This is a genomic window from Bacillus sp. 7894-2 (genome assembly GCF_002272225.1).
In the GTDB taxonomy this organism is placed as follows: Bacteria; Bacillota; Bacilli; order Bacillales; family Cytobacillaceae; genus Cytobacillus.
On sequence record NZ_NPDG01000061.1, the window covers coordinates 1 to 771 of the forward strand.

Sequence of the window (771 nt, forward strand, 5' to 3'; positions counted from 1 at the left end):
AACATTAATAGGTGAAAATATTTTATATGGAATATTTTAATTACCATAGCAAGCTTTTGTGATTAAGGGGATAAGCTAGAGGGTATACGGAAAATGGAAAAGGAGCGGCATATGACAACAGATTTATTCTCCATTAGAGAATTAAGAGTTAATAACATTATAAATGTGAATCATCTTGACATAAAAAAAGATAAAGTAACCTGTATCACCGGAGAGAGCGGTGCTGGAAAATCAACTCTTTTGAAGACCCTGAACAAAATGATTACCCCTGATTCAGGTGAAATTTTTTATAAAGGCACTTCGCTGAAAGAAATCGACTCTGTCCAGCACAGGAGAAAAGTAATCATGCTATCGCAGGTTCCATTAATTTTTCCGGGCACAATAAAAGAGAACCTGATTATGGGTTATAAGCTTAACGGAAAGAAACCTTGTGATGATGAAATACTTAAACAGGCTATACATAATATGCAGATGACTAAGGAGCTTCATGAAGATGCAGGAACTCTTTCAGGCGGGGAAAAACAGCGTCTGGCATTGGCAAGAATCCTGCTCCTTAAAGCAGATGTTTATCTGCTGGATGAGCCGACTTCTGCACTTGACGAAGACACTGAGATGATGATTTTGGAGTACTTTATACGTAAAATCAAAAAGAAACAAGCTTCATTACTCATGATAACCCACTCCAATACAGTCAATGAACAATTCGCAGAAGAAAGAATATATTTATCGCAGTCTAACGGGCAGTAAGACCCCCACTTCAAGACTCAGATG

1 protein-coding gene is annotated in these 771 nt (G+C 37.5%); it reads left to right on the forward strand.

The features are described 5' to 3' along the window. Positions 1–111: 111 nt before the first annotated feature. Positions 112–747, forward strand: coding sequence for an ABC transporter ATP-binding protein (locus CHI10_RS09380; RefSeq protein WP_095244043.1), 636 nt, complete (start codon positions 112–114; stop codon positions 745–747). Positions 748–771 lie beyond the last annotated feature (24 nt).